The organism is Microcoleus sp. OTE_8_concoct_300, assembly GCF_031383065.1.
Classification (GTDB): domain Bacteria; phylum Cyanobacteriota; class Cyanobacteriia; order Cyanobacteriales; family Microcoleaceae; genus Microcoleus.
Genome location: NZ_JANMZH010000619.1, coordinates 1 through 2,674, shown reverse-complemented (window position 1 = coordinate 2,674; position 2,674 = coordinate 1). Strand labels below are relative to the sequence as shown.

The 2,674-nt window shown below is 42.8% G+C and carries 1 protein-coding gene and 1 pseudogene; both read right to left on the bottom strand.

Annotated elements, in window-relative coordinates; genetic code table 11:
- Nucleotides 1-485: 485 nt before the first annotated feature.
- On the bottom strand, nucleotides 486-2,240 hold the full coding sequence (locus ACUVJL_RS28455) for a hypothetical protein (protein WP_445248916.1): 1,755 nt from the start codon (nucleotides 2,238-2,240) through the stop codon (nucleotides 486-488).
- Between the two features lie 76 nt (nucleotides 2,241-2,316).
- Nucleotides 2,317-2,674: pseudogene (locus ACUVJL_RS28450) on the bottom strand (hypothetical protein); the annotation flags it as partial.

Genomic DNA, 2,674 nt, shown 5'->3' with positions numbered 1-2,674 from the left:
TCAGCAATAATGGTATCATTAGGTAGTTTCATTTACTTAATTTTGTAATATTAGTACGAGCGACTAAAAATTATATATTATTTTTAGCAAGACCTGAATTGGTAATTACAAAGATTATTTTTAGATTAGAGCACGAGCGATCGAGCCAAGTAAATTTTACTATTGATACAGCGAGATCCTGTTTTTTGGGAAAGCCTTTAGGGGGGGGGTTCGCCTGTGATATTTGATACCAATCGACAAATTATGTAAACCCGCCCCCACCCCACCCAGAAATTAACAATTAATTGTATTTAAGGGTGAGGCGAGGATGGTTGTTCGGGGTTATCGGTTGGGTGGGGGCGGGTTTATCAAGATTATTGGTGGGTGGCAAAATTGATCGGCAAACCCGCCCCTACAGATTTTATTCAATATTTTACCATCAATTGTATCCCACATTTTACCATCCATGTAGGGGCGGTTTTATCAAGATATTTGACAGCCACCGCTCAATATCCACTATCCCAGTTAGGTGGACAAAGAATAGGCTTGTTTAAACCCAAGAAAGCAATTCTAGGATCGGTTTCCACTCCTTCCTGGCAAGATCCTGCGCGTGGGGCTAATCCACCAATAAACGTATTACAAATACCACATTGAGTTTTTCCATCTACAGGTCCGTCTTCTGTCATTACTGGTCCCTGGATAGCACATCCTCCCCGATTCATTGTCATATTATTGTACTTTTCAACACCTGTTACTCGGCAGGCTCTCAATTGCTGTTGTGGAGTTTGTTGAGGTTGCTGTGCAGTTGGTTGTGGTTGGGGAGACTGTCTTACCTGCTGTGAACATTCTTTCTTTTTCTCGTATTCGCCAGCATCGTACTCTGTGAGCATTTTCAATTTATTCTTGGCTTTATTATAGGATTCTGTAACTTGGCTTTTGTATCGAGGCTGCGGACGCTTCCCATCTGTTCTCATCGCATCAAAACTTGGAATAGTAATGCCTCCCCTTGTGGGACCGCCTATATAGTTTTCTATCAAATGGGCATCAAGCATTAAGACAAAAGTTGCTTCTTTATCAATAAGAAAGTCTGATATACCCAAACTTGAAGCTCTTAATAAGGGGTTATTATCGATACCATTTAGAGCAGAAAGATTTGCATCTCCGGGAGTTCTTACCTTTTTGGCAAGCGCAATAACACTTTCTGTAGAGCCTAAAACTATTTGTCGGCTGATCGATTCACCAATACCTAGTTGCTGTTGTGAAAGACTATCTTTCCGATCTTCAATACTTTTAACCAACTTCATCGCAATCAGAGGAAAGTCATCAGGTCTGAGTAAATAATCAAATTCTTTCACTTTATTTCTAATGCTTTCGTAACTTGTGAACGAAGCGATTGATAGAATTGAAGTCCTTGATTTAACTTCATCTGGCAATGCTAAGGCAATATCTTCAACAAAAAAGTTGCCTTGAGAATGACCAATCAGCAGATATTTTGGCTTGAGCACATGGCACTCGCAATTAGCAGTTTTTCGGAAATCATCGTGCAATTTTTCTATGTCTTTGATTTTTTGTGTGACTTGAAAGACTAATATATTGCCATCAGCAGTGTTGGCATTAAAAGTTTCAGGGCTAGACGTGGATGACTGCATAGCCGACTCCAAGAAGTCCCCAAGGGGAATGCCTTCTATACGAACGCTTCCGACACCATTGTAAGCATCAAAACTTAAAGAAACTTTTTCTCCAAATGCGTCTTTCAAAAGCTGGTTGATAATTACCTTGTCTTGGTCATAAACATTTCGTGGTGTATTCACTCCATTAACATATACTGCATATATCGGTGGCTTTTGATTTTTATCACAGTTAAACTTAGTGCCTATATCATTAGCGGCATCGCCGGCAGCATCGTCAACAGAATCACCAAAATCAGGACGCAATGGCTGATTCGGCCCCGGATCTTGAGGAAACGGCGGCGCTTGCGGATTACTCGCAGGCGGCACACTCGGTGCATCATCAAACTCCCCCGGATCTCGCTGCACCAACCAATCCGAAATATTCCTTTCCACAGCAGGGGGAGTCGCCGCCACCACCCGATCCGAAGACTTAGCTAAATTCACCGTGCAAAGCGTCGAACTAAAACTAAAAACCGTACAAAGTGCAGCCGATAAAGCCCGATTAACAAACGTACCCGGAGCCAATAAAGCACCCATTAAAACAGCAAAAAAACTGACAATACCCAGAGCAAAAAGACGAATACGACGCATAATTCACCTCAATTCAATGATTAAATAATGTTCCAATTAACCCTGTAGGGGCGGGCGATGCCCTGCCCCTACAAATTTAAAACGGCAAAATCCTCCGAATTCCCCTCTGAATCACATCCTTAACTATGTCTTTACCAAAATCTCCAAACCAACCCTGCGCCTGTCCAGGCTCAACCTTTTCCGCATCCGCATTTTCCGCAGGTTTCTCATCCACCTTCAAAGCAGATTTCTCCATCCCCACCTGCGACATCATCCCCACAAAAGTATTAATTGGAATCGCTGAATTAAACCCGGTTTTTACTTCTTCTTGCCTTCCCCCAGCCTCATTTTGCACTCGACCAACTGTATCTCCCTGTCCGTGAATTCCAATCACTCGGCCGCTAACATCAAAAACAGGCCCGCCGCTCATTCCCCGCCGCGTCACTGCGTCGTAA